General features: G+C 63.9%; 12 protein-coding genes. 3 read left to right on the top strand and 9 right to left on the bottom strand.

The features are described from left to right. Positions 1 to 7: 7 nt before the first annotated feature. Together FJ434_RS15615 and FJ434_RS29800 are read right to left on the bottom strand one after the other, a co-directional pair. Positions 8 to 2,101, bottom strand: coding sequence for an ATP-dependent helicase (locus FJ434_RS15615; RefSeq protein ID WP_140749276.1), 2,094 nt, complete (start codon positions 2,099 to 2,101; stop codon positions 8 to 10). 72 nt (positions 2,102 to 2,173) lie between these two features. Next, a complete protein-coding gene (locus tag FJ434_RS29800; RefSeq protein ID WP_015318449.1) occupies positions 2,174 to 2,347 on the bottom strand; it encodes a hypothetical protein in 174 nt (57 codons plus the stop codon). A 109-nt stretch (positions 2,348 to 2,456) separates the two neighbouring features. Here FJ434_RS29800 and FJ434_RS29795 point away from each other — a divergent pair, with 109 nt between their 5' ends. Further along, on the top strand, positions 2,457 to 2,597 hold the full coding sequence (locus tag FJ434_RS29795) for a hypothetical protein (protein WP_181165965.1): 141 nt from the start codon (positions 2,457 to 2,459) through the stop codon (positions 2,595 to 2,597). 35 nt (positions 2,598 to 2,632) lie between these two features. Here FJ434_RS29795 and FJ434_RS15610 read toward each other — a convergent pair whose 3' ends face one another. The 4 genes from FJ434_RS15610 to FJ434_RS15595 all read right to left on the bottom strand — a co-directional run bounded on the left by FJ434_RS15610 (position 2,633) and on the right by FJ434_RS15595 (position 6,719). Beyond that, the gene (locus tag FJ434_RS15610) at positions 2,633 to 2,833 is read right to left on the bottom strand and encodes a hypothetical protein (protein ID WP_246679067.1); all 201 of its coding nucleotides are present in this window, start codon (positions 2,831 to 2,833) and stop codon (positions 2,633 to 2,635) included. A 262-nt stretch (positions 2,834 to 3,095) separates the two neighbouring features. Next, complete coding sequence (locus FJ434_RS15605; RefSeq protein ID WP_140749279.1) at positions 3,096 to 4,256, bottom strand: M20 aminoacylase family protein; 1,161 nt, start codon at positions 4,254 to 4,256, stop codon at positions 3,096 to 3,098. Then, the gene (locus FJ434_RS15600; RefSeq protein ID WP_140749432.1) at positions 4,249 to 5,496 is read right to left on the bottom strand and encodes a Zn-dependent hydrolase; all 1,248 of its coding nucleotides are present in this window, start codon (positions 5,494 to 5,496) and stop codon (positions 4,249 to 4,251) included. The genes FJ434_RS15605 and FJ434_RS15600 overlap by 8 nt, the downstream gene beginning before the upstream one ends. A 14-nt stretch (positions 5,497 to 5,510) precedes the next feature. Further along, positions 5,511 to 6,719, bottom strand: coding sequence for a diaminopropionate ammonia-lyase (locus tag FJ434_RS15595; protein WP_140749282.1), 1,209 nt, complete (start codon positions 6,717 to 6,719; stop codon positions 5,511 to 5,513). Between the two features lie 105 nt (positions 6,720 to 6,824). Here FJ434_RS15595 and FJ434_RS15590 point away from each other — a divergent pair, with 105 nt between their 5' ends. Further along, positions 6,825 to 7,304 (top strand): Lrp/AsnC family transcriptional regulator, encoded by a 480-nt coding sequence (locus tag FJ434_RS15590; RefSeq protein ID WP_140714067.1) that lies wholly within the window; start codon positions 6,825 to 6,827, stop codon positions 7,302 to 7,304. Positions 7,305 to 7,366: 62 nt separating this feature from the next. Continuing rightward, positions 7,367 to 8,509: an NAD(P)/FAD-dependent oxidoreductase gene (locus FJ434_RS15585; RefSeq protein WP_140749285.1), complete on the top strand. Its 1,143-nt coding sequence runs from the start codon at positions 7,367 to 7,369 to the stop codon at positions 8,507 to 8,509. A 15-nt stretch (positions 8,510 to 8,524) separates the two neighbouring features. Here FJ434_RS15585 and speB read toward each other — a convergent pair whose 3' ends face one another. The 3 genes from speB to FJ434_RS15570 form a co-directional block, all read right to left on the bottom strand. Further along, on the bottom strand, positions 8,525 to 9,334 hold the full coding sequence (speB, locus tag FJ434_RS15580) for an agmatinase (RefSeq protein WP_140749288.1): 810 nt from the start codon (positions 9,332 to 9,334) through the stop codon (positions 8,525 to 8,527). A gap of 111 nt (positions 9,335 to 9,445) precedes the next feature. Then, positions 9,446 to 11,566: a molybdopterin oxidoreductase family protein gene (locus tag FJ434_RS15575; RefSeq protein ID WP_140749291.1), complete on the bottom strand. Its 2,121-nt coding sequence runs from the start codon at positions 11,564 to 11,566 to the stop codon at positions 9,446 to 9,448. Positions 11,567 to 11,779: 213 nt separating this feature from the next. Further along, positions 11,780 to 13,657, bottom strand: a complete 1,878-nt coding sequence (locus tag FJ434_RS15570; protein WP_140714061.1) for an ABC-F family ATP-binding cassette domain-containing protein — start codon at positions 13,655 to 13,657, stop codon at positions 11,780 to 11,782. Between the last annotated feature and the right edge of the window lie 120 nt (positions 13,658 to 13,777).

Genomic DNA, 13,777 nt, shown 5'->3' with positions numbered 1-13,777 from the left:
GCTCCCGCTATTTCCACATGCCGCGCATGCGGGCGCCGATGTCGACGCGCACCTCCGGCCGGGGTGCCCTGCCCTGCGCCGCTTGCGCGGCCGGCCACGAAAGCTGCTGGAAGGCGGCAAGAATGGAGGCCGGGATGAAACGGGTGCGCGAGGCATAGAGATGGCGGTCGCCGCGCGCCGCCTGGCCATGCGGAAAGAAGCGCTGCGGCAGGACCAGGTTAAGGCTGTCCTTGGCTCGTGTCATCGCCACGTAGAGCAGCCGGCGCTCTTCCTCGATGTCCTCCTTGGTGCCGACGCCGAGATCGGCCGGAATGCAGCCATCGACCGTGTTGAGCACGAAGACGTTCTTCCACTCCTGGCCCTTGGCCGAGTGGATGGTGGACAGGATCAGATAGTCCTCGTCGCGATGCGGCGGCCCGGCCTGATCGCTGGTCGCGTCCGGCGGATCGAGCGTCAGCTCGGTCAGGAAGCGTTCGCGCGAGGCATAGCCCGAGCCGATCTGCTCGAGCTGCAGCAGGTCGGCGCGGCGCGTGATCGCATCCTCGTGGATGCGTTCCAGATGCGGTTCGTACCACAGCCTGATCTGTTCGAGGTCGGCTGGCCATTTGGCGCCAGCTCGCAAGCCGGAATAAAGCGAGACAAAACCCGGCCAATCGTCGGCGGCGCGCTGCGACGGACGCCAGCCGGCCAGGCCCATCGCCTCGTCCAACGCCGACGTCATCGCTTCGACGATTTGCGCGGCGGCGGAAGGGCCTATCCCCGGCAAAAGCTGCAGCACGCGAAAACCGGCGACACGGTCGCGCGGGTTTTCGGCGAAGCGCAGCACCGCCAGCACGTCCTTGACGTGGGCTGCATCGAGGAATTTCAGGCCACCGAACTTGACGAAGGGAATGTTGCGCCGCGTAAGTTCGATCTCCAGCGGTCCGCTGTGGTGCGAGGCACGAAACAGCACCGCCTGCGACTTTAGCGCGGTGCCAGCCTCGCGCTCCGCCAGGATGGTGTCGCAGACGAAATTGGCCTGCTCGACCTCGTCACGCACGGTCACAAGTCTTGGCTTGTCGGCGGATTTGCGTTCCGACCACAGGTTCTTGGTGAAGCGCTCCGAAGCTTCGCCGATGACCGCATTGGCGGCCGCCAGAATGGTCTCGGTCGAGCGGTAATTGCGCTCCAGCATCACCACATCGGCGGTCTGGGCGAACTGCCTGGGGAAGTCGAGGATGTTGCGCACTTCGGCAGCGCGGAACGAATAGATCGACTGCGCGTCGTCACCGACCACCGTCAGCCCGGCGCCGTCGGGTTTCAGCGCAAGCAGAATCGACGCCTGCAGCCGATTGGTATCCTGGTATTCGTCGACCAACACATGGTCGAAACGCCCGCCGAGATGCGTGGCGATCTCAGGCTCGGCGGTCATCTGCGCCCAGTAGAGCAGCAGATCGTCGTAATCGAGCACGTTCTGCGCCTGCTTGGCCTCGACATAGCCGGCAAACAGCTGCTTGAGCTGCTCGGCCCAGCCGGCGCACCAGGGGAAAGCAGATCCCAGCACCTCACCGAGCGGCACCTGCGCGTTGACGGCGCGCGAATAGATGGCAAGGCAGGTGCCTTTGGTCGGAAAGCGCGCTTCCGTCCGGGAGAAGCCGAGTTCGTGGCGTACGAGATTCATCAGATCGGCGGAATCCTCGCGATCATGGATGGTGAAGGCCGGATCGAGGCCGATCTCCAGTGCATAATCGCGCAGCAGCCGCGCACCGATGCCATGAAAAGTGCCGGCCCAGGTCAGCGCATCCGTGATCACGGCAGCATCGCGGCCTAGCACCTCGCCGGCGATGCGCTCGACGCGCCTGGCCATTTCGGATGCGGCGCGCCGCGAAAACGTCATCAGCAGGATGCGGCGCGGGTCGGCTCCCTTGACGATCAGATGAGCGACGCGGTGCGCCAAGGTGTTGGTCTTGCCGGAGCCGGCACCGGCGATGACCAGCAGCGGGCCTGCAATCTTGCCGTCGCCATGTTCGACGGCCTGGCGTTGGGCGTCGTTTAGCCGGGCGAGATAAGCCGGCTGGACGGTCGAGTCCAAAAAGGTCGAATCATGGGCGGCGAGGTTCATCGCCCATCAAGCATCGTTTCCGCTTTGTTCGCAACAGAGAAGCAGCTCCGCCAATTCGGCGGAACAAGAAGGTCAGCGTTTCGGGTCAACGCCCATCGACGCCGATTGCCGGCGCAACGCCTCGCGGTCGTTTGCGGGCGCCGGCAGCAAGAGAGGATCGACACTGTCGGGTACCTCATCGATCATCTTGCGGGCGAGACGGTAAGTAACAAAGGCCAACGTGCCAACCAGGAGCAAACGGATCATGCGGCGGTCCTCCTTCGCTGGGTCAACCTGAGGCAGGGGATTTTGTTCCCTCGGTGCAATAGAGCAACCAAACCGACACCGCGTCGTTTTGGGGGTGGAGGAAGTAGCGATGAAAAAGCCAGTACTGATCTTCGCGCTGGTGGCCTTGGCTCTCTCGGCTTGCGACAACAAACTGCCGCCGACAAAGGCGCCTGGAGCGGACCAAGACCTCGCAATTCCTGTCGTGAACAATGGCATTGCTGACCAGTGAATGGTGCCCTGCGCCAGACGATTACGGCATCGCCCTCAACGCATTGCCTCGAGGCGATCGAGGCGGAACTTGGAATTGCGCAGTTCGTGGCCTGCGTCCTGGCGCAGCTGTTGTATCTGGGCCGAGGCAGCGGTCAAGTTTCGTTCGAGTTCAGCGATAACCGCGCGCACCCGCCGCGCTTCGTCCTGACGCACGCCTTTATCCAGTTCGGCCCGCGCATCTATGAACCACAGCAAACTAAAAGCCCGCCGCGGTCATGGCAGCAAAACTCTAACTTCCGCCAAGCGCGAGCATTCTAAATTTAACGAAAGCTAATTTAGCGCAGGGAAGAAGGCCGGCGCCGCTTGGGAGGTAATCTGATAGCGCCGGCCAGGCGGATATCAGGTCCGCCGCGCCAGGGAGGCTAGCTGAGTCTTGCCGTTGCGTCATGCGAGATCAGGGATTTCAACCGTTCCCGGGCGTTTTCCCCCCGTAAAATGCCGCGAAGCCCATGAGGGTTCAAGTCCCAAGCCGCTGCCTGGCGACGGCGACATGGAAATTGACACCGAACAACAGCCCGTCATCGTTGAAGTCGTAGCTGGAATTGTGAAGCGGTGCCGAGACCTCGCCATTGCCGAGGAAGACGAAGCAGCCCGGCACATGATCGAGGAAGCGGGCGAAATCCTCCGATGCCGTCATCGGCTCGCGGGCGACCGCGATATTGCCGGGCTCGAACACGTGTCCGGCGGCGGCGAAGGCCGCATCGACCAGTTCGGCATCGTTGCGCAAAGGCACGAATTCCCTAGTATAGTTGACCTCGGCGGTGACATTGTAGGCGGCAGCGATACCTTCGGCGACAATGCGCATCTGGCGTTCGATCGCGGCGCTGACCTCGGGGCGGAAACTGCGCGCGTCGCCAAGGATGCGGGCAAGGCCCGGCAGCGCGTTGCGGGTGCCGTCGGTGATCAATTCGGTCACTGAAACCACGGAAATGTCGGCCGGGCTCAGCCGTCGCGAGACGATGGTCTGCAGGTTGGTGACCAGCGCACAGGCGGCAACCAGCGTTTCCTGACCCGAATGCGGCCGAGCAGCGTGGCCGCCCAACCCCGTGAGGACGATCTCGAAAATATCTTCGGCCGACATGACCGGGCCGGCGCGGGTTTCGAAATGCCCGACGGGCAGGCCCGGCATGTTGTGCAGGCCGAATATCTCGTCGAAGGGAAAGCGCTGCATCAGGCCATCATCGAGCATCGCCAACGCGCCTTTTCCCCATTCCTCCGCCGGCTGGAAGATGAAGCGCACCGTGCCGTCGAAACCACCCTCCCCAGCCAGAAGCTTGGCCGCACCCAGCAGCATCGCCGTGTGGCCGTCATGACCGCAGGCATGCATGAGACCGGGATTGCCGGAGCGGTGGGGCGCGGTCGATTGCTCCGATATGCGCAGCGCATCCATGTCGGCCCGCAGCGCGATGGCACGGTTGCCGCTGCCACGCTTCAAAGTGCCGACGACGCCGGTGCCGCCGACACCCTCGGCGACATCGTCCAGGCCGAATTCGCGCAGCTTGGCCGCGACGAAGGCCGCCGTGCGCTTTTCCTCGAAGCCGAATTCGGGATGCGCGTGCAGATCGCGCCGCCATCCGGTCATCTCCAGCTTCAGCGCATCGCGATCGATTTCAGCCATTGTCTGATATCTCCTGATCCGCAAGGCGGGTGACGACATCAAGCAGGATGTTGGCGCCGGCGACAAGCTCGGCATCGGCGGTATGTTCGCGCGGATTGTGGCTGATGCCGCCGGCGCTCGGCACGAAAATCATCGCCGCGGGCGCAAGGCGCGCCATCATCTGCGCGTCGTGGCCGGCGCCTGAGGTCATGCGCTTCGATGCATACCCGCGCTTCTTCGCGGCGGCTTCGATCAATTCGACAATGCTGATATCGAAGATCACAGGCTCGAAGCGGGCCAGCCGCTCGACCGAGATCGCGACGCCATCGCCGGCCGCGAGGTCCTCAAGAAACGCGGCGAGCGCGGCTTCCTCGGCTTGCAGGCGATGCTCGAAAGGGTCGCGCAGGTCGACGGTGAAGACGGCGCGCGAGGGGATGACATTGATGGCGTTTGGCTCGAAACGCATCGTGCCGACCGTCGCAACGGTCGGCGTGTTCGAAGCCTTGGCGCGGTCGTGCAGGAACGTGACGACACGCGCAGCCGCATGCCCGGCGTCATTGCGCATCGACATCGGCGTGGTGCCGGCGTGGTTGGCGATGCCGTCTATGGTGATGCGCTGCCAGGAGATGCCTTGGAGGTTTTCCACAGCACCGATCGGTACGCCTTCGCGTTCCAGGACCGGGCCCTGCTCGATATGCAATTCGAGATAGACATGCGGTTGGAGGAAGCCCGGCTCCTCGTCGCCGGCATAGCCGATGCGGGCCAGTTCCTCTCCCAGCACGCTGCCATCGGTGCCGACGGCCGCCAGCGCCTCGTCGATACCGACGCCGCCGGCATGGACCAGTGAACCCATCATGTCAGGGGAATAGCGAACCCCTTCCTCATTGGTGAAGGCGGCGACCGCGAGCGGGCGCGACGGGACAAGAGCCGACGCCTTCAGCGTTTCGATCACCTCCAGCCCGGCGAGCACGCCGTAGCAGCCGTCATAGATGCCGGCATCGATGACAGTGTCGATATGCGAGCCGATGAGGATCGGCGCATGGCCAGCATTCTCCGGCACCCGCCAGACTCCGAAGATATTTCCCATGCGATCGATGGCGATTTCGAGACCGGCCTCGCGCAGCCAGCGGACGAAGCGGTCGCGACCCAGCCTGTCGGCGTCGGAGGCGGCCAGCCGCACCAATCTGCCCTCGCCATCACGACCGATGCCGCCGAGCTCGCGGATGCGGCCAAGCAGCCTTTGTGCGTCGATCGAGGTCATTGCGTCGATCAAGGTCATGGCGTCACTCCAGAAAGCACCTTGCCGGCAAGCACATCCGCCGGACTCATGCCGACGAGTTCGGCATAGCGGCGGGGATCTGTCGCGCCTTCGGTGTTGACGACCAGCACGCGCGAAGTGGCGTCGAGGCCAAGCTCGGCCTTGTGATCGGCCATCGCCCGGATCAGCCCGGCAAGGCCGACCCCGCCGCTTTCACCGGCGACGATGGCCGGATCATTGCCGGCCGGGCGTGCCAGCCGCCGCATCACGGCGATGGCTTCGTCCTCGTCGACGGTCATGAACGCATCGGCGACGCGTGCTAGCACGCGCCAGGCGACCGGCGAGGCCTCGTAGCATTCGAGCATCGCCATGACTGTCGCCTCGCCATGCGCGATCTTGACCGGATGCCCGGCCTTGGCGGCGCCGAAAACGCAGGCGGCACGGGCGGGTTCCACCACCGTGAAAACCGGTCTGGTTTCGCCGAGCACGATGGCGAGATGGCCGGCGATCGCGGCCGCGATGCCGCCGACGCCGGCCTGCACGAAGACATGGGTCGGCGGTTCGGAGAGCTGGCGCAGCGCCTCGCGCACGATCGCCGTGTAACCCTGCATGACAAGGCCTGGAATGCGTTCGTAGCCCGGCCATGAGGTATCGGAAACCACCGTCCAGCCTTTCTCCGCGGCGACACGCGCCGCCTGCCTGACCGAATCGTCGTAATTGCCGCCGACGCGGATCATCTCCGCGCCGTAGCGGGCGATGGCCGCGACGCGCTCGTCGCTGACGCCGGCATGGACAAAGATCGCTGCCTTTGCGCCGACAAGCTCGGCGCCTTGCGCGACGGAGCGGCCATGATTGCCGTCGGTAGCGCAAGCAACCGTCATGGTGGCCGCGACCGACCGGACTTCGGGCCGTTCGAGATCGCCGACATCGACGGAGCGGCCGAGCCGCTTGCTGGCCTCCTCCAGGACCAGACGGAAGACCGCATAGGCGCCGCCCAGCGCCTTGAAGCTGCCTAGGCCGAGGCGAAAGCCCTCATCTTTGACATGCAAGGTGCCGAGGCCGAGTTCTCCAGCCAACGCCGGCAGGGCGTGCAGCGGCGTCGTCAGGTGATTGTCACGGCAGGCAAGGAAACGCTCGACAGTGTCCGCCCCGGCGGTGCCGAGGGTTTCGGCATCGGCCGCGTCCAGCGGCTGGCGGTACAAGGCATGGCGATTGGGTAGGAACATTGGCGGGCTCTCCTTGGCGTCGTCCAAGAAAAGATATTGCAAACCATGCGCAAAAAGCGCCGTAATTTGGCTCTCGAAATGCAAGTTTGTTTCGTCGGGACAGCAATGCCTCATTCGCCAGCCTCACTCGACAGCTTCGATCTCGCCATCCTTGCCATCCTGCAGCGGGACAACACGACGCCGCAACGGTTGATCGGCGAGGCGGTGAACCTGTCGGCGCCGGCCGTGCAGCGCCGCATCAAGCGCATGGAGCAGACCGGCGTCATTGCCGGCAATGTCGCCATCGTCGAGCCTGCGGCCGTCGGCCAGCCGATCACCCTCTTCGTCGAGGTGGAGCTCGAGAGCGAACGCACCGAATTGATCGACGAGGCCAAGAGGCAATTCTCGGCGGAGCCGCAAGTACAGCAATGCTATTATGTCACCGGCGAGGCCGACTTCATCCTCGTTATCACCGTGGCCGACATGGGCGCTTACGAGGCGCTGACGCGAAAACTGTTCTTCGGCAGCAACAATGTGCGGAAGTTCCGCACCTTCGTCGCCATGGACCGCATCAAGGTCGGTTTGACGGTGCCCCTGCCTGGATGAGCCGGTGGTACGCTTGCCACGCTTCTGACATTCTGGATCGCGAATTGGAGGGGGAGGCGCGCATGGACGAAGCCACGAAAGTCGCGATCATCGGTGCCGGACCGGCGGGCCTGGCGGTTGCTGCGTGCCTGCTGCAAGCCGGGCTGGATTTCGTCATGCTCGAAAAGGAGCAGCAGACAGCGCCAGCCTGGCGGCGTCACTACGACCGCGTGCACCTGCATACGACCAAGCGTTACTCCTCGCTGCCCTTCGTCCCCTTCCCCAAGGACTATCCGCGCTATGTGCCGCGCCATCTCGTGGTCGAGTATCTCGAAGCCTATGCAAAGCGTTTCGACCTGGAGCCCCGCTTCGGAGAGACGGTGCGGGCGATCGCCCGGAAGGGCCGCGGTTGGCGGGTGGAATCGACGTCCGGCGCCTTACGCGCTTCGCATGTGGTGATCGCGTCCGGCTACAATGCCGAGCCCTTGCTGCCCAAATTTGCCGGCATCGACACCTTCAAGGGCAAGACGCTGCACAGCGCCGACTATCGCAACGCCACGCCTTTTGCCGGCCAATCGGTGCTGGTCGTCGGCATGGGCAACACCGGTGCGGAGATTGCGCTCGATCTGGCGGAAGCCGGCGCCCGACCGACTATCTCGGTGCGTGGCGGCGTTCACATCGTGCCGCGCGAACTGTTCGGCGTGCCGATCCAGATGGTCGGCATGGCGACGCGGCTCGGGCCGCAGCGCATCAACGACGCCCTGTTCCCCGTCATCCTCAATCTGGTACTGGGCAGGCTGGAGAAGTTTGGGCTCAGACGGCCGAAGCAGGGACTGCTGCAGCAGATCGCGCTTGCATCGCGCATTCCGGTGATCGATGTCGGCACCATCGGCAAGATCCGCGAGGGCGCGATCAAGGTGGCGCCCGACATCGCTGAAATCTCGGAACGCGGTGCCTGTTTTGCGGACGGCAGGAACAGCGAATTCGACGCCATCCTCTTCGCCACCGGCTATCGGCCGGGCTATGCCAGGTTCCTCGAACCCGGCATCGAGCCGGGGCCTAGCGGCGTCAATGCCCGCGCTTCGGATCTCGGCCTCTATCTGGTCGGCTTTCACAACGCGGTCACCGGGCTGCTGCGCGAAATCGGTATCGAAGCCCAGGCGGTCGCCGACGACATCCGCCAGCGGCAAAACAGGAAAAAGGCGACTGAGACCCTGCCGGTGTGAAATTCGGCCGCGCTGTCAATCCGCCGCAGATGATGCCCTGAGCATCATGCCGGCGATCTCCTTCGTCAGTTTGGCGGCGACAAGCGCCGTCACATTGGAGAGGTCCTGGCTCGGATTGTATTCAACAATATCAGCAGCAACGATCGGCTGGTTGATGCCTCGAATCAGGTTGATGACTTGCCGTGTCGACAGCCCGCCAGGCTCACGATGGGAGACGCCGGGCGCAAAAGCAGGATCGAGCCCGTCGAGATCCATCGAGATATAGACGGGCGTCTTGAGATCAAGGGACAGGCTTTCGCTGAAATGCGCAGCCTCCACGACCTCTACGCCAAAGCGCTTGAACTGATCGCGGTGATGGTCGTTCACGGTGCGCAAGCCGATCTGGATCAGGCGGTCGGCAAGCCGCTCCTCCATGATCCGTGCGAAAGGCGATGTGTGCGAACGCGGATTGTCACCGTAGGCATGATAGATGTCGGGGTGGGCATCGATGTGAACGATCGTCAGGCTTGGATGGCGACGGCGCACCGCGCGCAGCACCGGCCAGGAGATCGCGTGGTCGCCGCCAAGGCTGATCAGGGGATGGCCTGCGTCCAGCGCGCGGTCGACTTCGCTCTCGATCCGCTGCCAGGGATCGCCCGGTTGGGCGAAGTCGATGTCGCCATGATCGACGAAACGGCCGGTCAGGTCGAAGCCGGTCTCGCTCCATGAGGAGTAAGCATCGCTGATGAGTTCGCGCCTGATGAGCGGTGGCGCCTTAGCAGCCCCCTGAACATAGGACGAATTCTCGTCATGCGGTATTCCCAGAAGCGAAATCGCGCCGGCCATCGGCACTCTCCCATTTGCGACGGACGACTGCCTCTATAGAGACGGGAGTTGGCGTTCGCGACCGCTGGTGTTTGGGCCAGAGGTGGAATCGGGAACGGGAAATCAGCAGCGCTAGGCGCCCAGGTCTTCCGCCTTGCGCAGCCACACCTTGTTGTCGTGGAAGGCAGCGCCGCCGTAAGGGGCGGGCGCATCGGCTCCCGTCAGCACGTTGATGCCTTCGCCGCGCTCATGCGCGCTGTTCGGCCAGATGCCTTCGGCGATCACGACACCGCGCTTAATACCGTCGAACAATTTGGCGTGCAGCACCACCTCGCCGCGCATGTTGCCGATCTCGACACGATCGCCGTCGGCAAGATCGAGAGCCGCCGCATCGTCAGGATGCAGCAGGAGCTCCGGGCGGCCCTCCTTGGCCTTAGACACCGGTGTCTCGGAAAAGGTCGAGTTGAGGAAGTTGCGCGCCGGCGAGGTCGCCAGCCGGAACGGATGCACTTCGTCGGCCACTTCGATCAGATCGACATGATCGGGAAATTCGGGCAATAGCGCCACCGGGCCGAACAACCCCATGCTCTTCGGCGGCCGGTTGGGAGCCGCCTGACCGGTCCAGTCGGCGCGGAAGCGGAATTTTCCGTCTGCGTGACCAAAGCCCCGGATGAAATGCGCCGTGTCGAAATCCGGCTGCAGGTCGATCCACTTCTCGTCCTTCAAGGAGTCGAAACTGCCCAGCCCGCGCTTGCCAAGAATGACGTCGATATGCTGCTGTTCGGTGAGGCCGAAGCCCGGCCTGTCGGCGACACCGAGGCGCTCGGCCAGTTGCTCGATGACGAAATGGTTAGTGCGCGGCCCTTCCGGTGGCTCGATCAGCTTGGGGCCGAGCGTGATGTGCTGGTTGCCGCCGCCCTTGTAGATGTCGTCGTGCTCGACGAACATCGTCGCCGGCAGCACCACATCGGCCAGCTTGGCAGTGTCGGTCATGAACTGCTCGTGCACGCAGGTGAACAAATCGTCGCGCAGGAAACCCTGCTTCACCAGCCGCTGCTCGGGCGCGACATTCACCGGATTGGTGTTCTGGATCAGCATCGCCGTCACCGGCGGTCCGCCATAAAGCGCGTCGCTGGCGCCGGTCAGCACCGGGCCGATACGCGAATGGTCGAGATAGCGGATCGAAGGATCACGCATCCTCGTGCCTTCGAGCACATCCTGGTTGAGTTTGAAGATGCCGGAATTGGAATGGAAGGCGCCGCCGCCCTCATACTGCCAGGCGCCGGTGACGGCGGCGATGCAGGACGCCGCATGCATGTTGACGGCGCCGTTGCGCTGGCGCGCAAAGCCGTAGCCGAGGCGGAAATATGTTTTCCTGGTCGTGCCGACCAATCGCGCGAAGGCCTCGATCTCGGCGACCGTCAAACCAGTGATAGCAGCCGCCCATTCCGGCGTGCGGGTAACGAGATGCGTCTCCAGGCCCTTCGGATCGTCCGTGTATTTCCGCAGATAGGCGCGGTCGGCCAGGCCCTCGCGAAACAGGACATGCATGACAGCACAAGCGAGCGCGCCGTCGGTGCCGGGCTTCAAGACCAGACCGATGTCGGCCTGCTTCATCGTCGCATTCTCATAGACGTCGATGACCACGATCTTCGCGCCGCGTTCCTTGCGTGCCTTGATGGCGTGGGTCATCACATTGACCTGCGTGACCACGGCGTTGGTGCCCCAGATCACGACGCAGTCGGATTTCGCCATCTCGCGCGGATCCGGTCCGCGCAGCGCGCCTGCCCCCATCATCCAGCCGGTCCATGCGAGATTGGTGCAGATCGAGCCGAAGAAGCCCGAGTACTTTTTCGCGTGGCGCAACCGCTCGATGCCGTCGCGCTGCACCAGCCCCATCGTGCCGGCATAGTAATAGGGCCAGACCGTCTCCGAGCCGTGCTTCGCTTCGGCCGCGTTGAATTTCTCGGCGACGAGGTCGAGAGCGGCCTCCCAGCTCGCTTCCTGCCAGACGCCCTCGCCCTTGGCGCCCTTGCGCACCAGCGGCTTCAGCAGACGATCGGGATGATGGACGCGGTCGGCATAGCGGGCGACCTTGGCGCAGACGACGCCCGATGTGTAGCTGTTGGCCTTGGCGCCATGGACCCGGCCGATGCGGTTGCCGTCGAGCAGTTCGACCTCAAGAGCACAGGTCGACGGGCAATCATGCGGACAGGCCGAATGGCCGATGCGGAGGTTAGCGTGCTGGTTCATGGGGGCAAACTACCCGTTTATGACGGTCAGGTGTAGGGCCAGATGGCACCTTCCCTTCTCCCCTTGCGGACAAGGTGGATCGGCGTGATAGCGCCGAGACGTTGAGGGGTGTTCCAGCGGAGTGAGACGCTGGCGTTCCCTGGCATACCCTTCATCCGGCCTCGCTTCGCCAGGCCACCTTCTCCCGCGAGGGGAGAAGGAGAAGCGCTCATCCTACTCCGCCGTGCCTTCCTCGTATTCGGCCGACATGGTCAGCCATTTTTCCTCGTGGCCCGCAAGCGTCTGCGCAAGCTGCGAGCGTTCCTTGGCGAGCCTTGTCGCCGTCGACGGATCCTTTTCGTAGACCGCCGGGTTGGCGAGTTCGTCCTCGATGCCGTCGATGCGCTTGCGGATGCGGTCCATCAGCGCCTCGGTGGCGCGGATTTCCTTGGCCAACGGTTCGAAGGCGGCGCGGCGCGCGGCCGCATCGCGGCGGCGGTCGGCTTTTGACGCCTTGTCGGCCTCCCGCTTGCCGCGACGGTCGCCGGAGATGCCGGTGACCAGCGTCTTGTAGTCCTCCAGGTCGCCGTCATACGGATTGACCGCGCCGTCCTTCACCAGCCAGAGCCGGTCGGCGGTCGCCTCGAGCAGATGGCGGTCGTGCGAGATCAGGATGACGGCGCCGGGAAATTCGTTGAGCGCATGGATCAGCGATTCGCGGCTGTCGATGTCGAGATGGTTGGTCGGCTCGTCGAGGATGAACAGGTTCGGCCCCTCGAAGGCGGACAGCCCCATCAACAGCCGCGCCTTCTCGCCACCGGACAGGTCCTTGGCGGGCGTGTTCATCTTCTCGGTCGTGAGGCCGAATTGGGCGACACGGCCGCGCACTTTCGATTCCGGCGCCTCCGGCATCATCCGGCGGACATGCTCATAGGCGTTTTCCTCAGGGCGCAGATCGTCAAGCTGATGCTGGGCAAAGATCGCCACCTTCAGCCCGGGTGCCACCGTCATGGTGCCGGTCTCCTGCTTCAGACGGCCCGACAGCAGCTTGGCGAACGTCGACTTGCCATTGCCATTGGCGCCAAGCAGCGCGATGCGGTCGTCGGCGTCGATGCGCAGCGTCATCTTCTTCAGGATCGGCTGCCCTTCGGTATAGCCGACATTGACGTTGTTCAGCGCAACGATCGGCGAGGCCACCGTCTTCACAGGTTCGGGGAAAGAGAACGGCCGCACCGTGTCGTTGACGATGGCCGAGATCGGCTTCATCTTTTCCAGCGCCTTGATGCGCGACTGTGCCTGTCTTGCCTTGGAGGCCTTTGCGCGAAAACGCTCGACGAAGGATTCCATGTGCTTGCGGGCGGCTTCCTGCTTGACCCGGCCCTTTTCCTGCAATTCCTTCTGCTCGGTGTACTGGCGCTCGAACTGGTCGTAGCCGCCGCGCCAGAACGTCAGCTTCTTCTGGTCGAGGTGAACGATCGAATTGACCGCACGGTTGAGCAGATCGCGGTCGTGCGAAATCAGAAGCACGGTGTGCGGATACTTTGAAACGTAGTTCTCAAGCCACAGCGTGCCTTCGAGGTCGAGATAGTTGGTCGGCTCGTCGAGCAGCAGGAGATCCGGCTCGGAAAACAGCACGGCGGCCAACGCCACGCGCATACGCCAGCCTCCGGAGAAGGACGAGGCCGGACGGCGCTGCGCGGCGTCGTCGAAGCCGAGGCCGGCGAGGATGGTGGCCGCGCGCGACTCGGCCGAATGGGCGTCGATATCGGCAAGCCGCATATGGATGTCGGCGATACGGTGTGGATCGGTGGCGATCTTTTCTTCTTCGAGCAACGCCGTGCGCTCAAGGTCGGCCTTGAGCACGATCTCTATCAGCGGGTCCTCGGTGCCAGGTGCTTCCTGCGCCACCTGGCCGATGCGCGTATTCTTCGGCAGGCTGATCGAGCCGGTCTCGGAGGGAAAATCGCCTGTTATAGCCTTGAACAGCGTCGTCTTGCCGGTGCCGTTGCGGCCGACAAGACCGGCCTTGGTGCCGGCCGGCAAGGTGAGCGAGGCGTGGTCGAGAAGCAAGCGCCCCGCCATGCGGAGCGAGAGGTCATTGATGATAAGCATGGTCGCGCTTTTGCACTGGACATCAACGCTTCGCAAGACCTTGCGGGCCAGTTGGCCGCACAAGGCCTGGAAACGGCGCACATAATGCGCCGCCAGAGCAGCCGATCAGTGATCTGCCAT

It is taken from the genome of Mesorhizobium sp. B2-5-13, from assembly GCF_006440535.1.
Taxonomy (GTDB): Bacteria; Pseudomonadota; Alphaproteobacteria; order Rhizobiales; family Rhizobiaceae; genus Mesorhizobium; species Mesorhizobium salmacidum.
This window is presented reverse-complemented; position numbering and strand designations above follow the sequence as displayed.

Bases quoted from the DNA above. Each gene is read 5' to 3' on its own strand.
- FJ434_RS15590 (WP_140714067.1), top strand. From the start codon at position 6,825: ATGCCTCATTCGCCAGCCTCACTCGACAGCTTCGATCTCGCCATCCTT.
- FJ434_RS15595 (WP_140749282.1), bottom strand. From the start codon at position 6,719: ATGTTCCTACCCAATCGCCATGCCTTGTACCGCCAGCCGCTGGACGCG.
- FJ434_RS29795 (WP_181165965.1), top strand. From the start codon at position 2,457: ATGAAAAAGCCAGTACTGATCTTCGCGCTGGTGGCCTTGGCTCTCTCG.
- FJ434_RS15575 (WP_140749291.1), bottom strand. From the start codon at position 11,566: ATGAACCAGCACGCTAACCTCCGCATCGGCCATTCGGCCTGTCCGCAT.
- FJ434_RS15585 (WP_140749285.1), top strand. From the start codon at position 7,367: ATGGACGAAGCCACGAAAGTCGCGATCATCGGTGCCGGACCGGCGGGC.
- FJ434_RS15570 (WP_140714061.1), bottom strand. From the start codon at position 13,657: ATGCTTATCATCAATGACCTCTCGCTCCGCATGGCGGGGCGCTTGCTT.
- FJ434_RS29800 (WP_015318449.1), bottom strand. From the start codon at position 2,347: ATGATCCGTTTGCTCCTGGTTGGCACGTTGGCCTTTGTTACTTACCGT.
- FJ434_RS15600 (WP_140749432.1), bottom strand. From the start codon at position 5,496: ATGACCTCGATCGACGCACAAAGGCTGCTTGGCCGCATCCGCGAGCTC.
- FJ434_RS15615 (WP_140749276.1), bottom strand. From the start codon at position 2,101: ATGAACCTCGCCGCCCATGATTCGACCTTTTTGGACTCGACCGTCCAG.
- speB (WP_140749288.1), bottom strand. From the start codon at position 9,334: ATGGCCGGCGCGATTTCGCTTCTGGGAATACCGCATGACGAGAATTCG.
- FJ434_RS15605 (WP_140749279.1), bottom strand. From the start codon at position 4,256: ATGGCTGAAATCGATCGCGATGCGCTGAAGCTGGAGATGACCGGATGG.